We start from the raw sequence: 1,884 nt of genomic DNA, 5'->3' as shown, positions 1-1,884 counted from the left end.
TGTTTCCGTCTGAAATAATCTGCGGAAATCGCCCGAGATAATCTGCGGTTTGACATATAATCCACCGTAAAGGATCTGACCATTGGCTCGGCATTAAGGTTCTCGTTGAGGTCATTGACCTTGAACACCAACTGTCCAAATGCCACTCTTCCAAATTCAGAAGTAAGGCTTGGCCGTACAGGATTCTTGAGTACGATGCTCGGATAATCGACATATCTTTCAACCGTGAATCCCGGAACATTCCATGAGAACACGCTGAACTCATCCTCAACGGTAATTTTGCCATCCCAGACATTAAGTCCGGCTGCAAGTCCCTGCCCGGAAATCGTGGCTCTTATGTTTCCAGCCTTGATTAAGGCAGAGCCACTACCGATTATGTTCATATAGACGCTGAACGTATTATCCGTGTTCTGCCCCACAGTTATCGGATACAAAAGCGCCATGATATGCTTTCCATCCTTAAATGTCTCGATAGGATAAAAAGTAGTCTCCTCTTCAAGCCCCTTCTTGTAAGTAACTTTAAGAATTACATCCTCTTCTTCATCATCGGGTGTGGTCTCAATAAGTACCTGTGCCATGAACATTGCCGTTGTATCCTCGACTGCCACATAAGCAATGGAGATAACTTCCGTAGGAGTCGATGCAACATTAATGTCATAGGCATTGACGAATTTGTAATATATGATCTTATTCTCTTCGGCTTGGTTTATAAGCCCGGAGATATTTTTATCGTTCTTGCTCTTTGCTGATGCAAGTCTCGGGTTCTTTCCCACACCTTTCAGAGTCTGCTTTCCGTTTATCCTACACTCGTATTCTGTAATGCAATAATAGGAATCCTCATCAGCGTGACCACCACGATTGACGATAACATCACCAACATCAAGCGCCGGATTGCCGATGGTGGTCGAATCAAACGGTACATATTCAAACTCTGCCAGCTTATAAAGTATCCTCTCAATGATCCTCTTTCTTGTTGCCTCAAGACCATACTGGAGCATTGGATTTGTACCAAGGTTCATAGTAAGGGCATCATCCGTTTCAAGAGCATAATATTCAGCCATCTGTGTTCTTAAGTTTGTGGAACTGACAGCCGTATATCTGGTCTTGAAATCCGAAAACGAACTTGTAAAACGATGAGTGTTATTTACTTCGAATACCGGGTTCATGCCATACTGCTTTAGTTCCAACTTTCCCTCTCTGTTAAAGCTGGCAAAGCAGCACATTGCCTGGGCGAGATAAAACAATACATCTCTCCAAGTCTCGATATCATTGTCTGTGTATATAGAAAAAGTCTCTGTACCGTTTGTCAGAGCCTTTATCTGCTGTTCTGACTGTTCAAGAACAATGCCACAAGCCTCTGCCATCAAGTGAAGGATCTGATATGGTGTTCCGACCATATCGGTAACAGAGAACTCTTTATCCAAAAGGAGCATCCTGTCATATCCGACAAGTTCCAAGGTCTTTATGTTCCTGTTTGCCTCAGTTACGATGAACACTCCCATTGGAACATCCTCGACAGTATTCTCATCAATGCGTAAATGGTAAGTAAGCCTGACCTCTGCATCCATAAGCGTATATCTGTCGATATTGTTAAAGAGGGTAATCTTCATCTCGGCTGCATTCACGGAGCCAAGCTCCATCTCATCTGCACTACAACTCTTATGGTTGATATAAGCAGAGCCTTTTAAGATATCTGCATTCTGAAAGGTGTATCTCGTCCCATATGTGGTGACAATTGTTCCCGTCCAGTAGTATTCTCTTGTGTTTTCCTTTATTTTCTGCAAAAAAGCATTACTTACCGGGTACAAATCCTCACCTCCTCATGGAATAAAAAAGTGTCTTCGACACATCAACTCCCCTAGCCCCTCATTCATGAGGGGAATT

1 protein-coding gene is annotated in these 1,884 nt (G+C 43.1%); it reads right to left on the bottom strand.

What is annotated here, in order from left to right:
- The coding region (locus tag ASU35_RS04540) for a hypothetical protein (RefSeq protein ID WP_058351873.1) at window positions 1-1,808 on the bottom strand (1,808 nt) is incomplete at its 3' end.
- Between the last annotated feature and the right edge of the window lie 76 nt (window positions 1,809-1,884).

The sequence above is a fragment of the Acetivibrio ethanolgignens genome (genome assembly GCF_001461035.1).
GTDB lineage: Bacteria > Bacillota > Clostridia > Lachnospirales > Lachnospiraceae > Velocimicrobium > Velocimicrobium ethanolgignens.
This window is presented reverse-complemented; position numbering and strand designations above follow the sequence as displayed.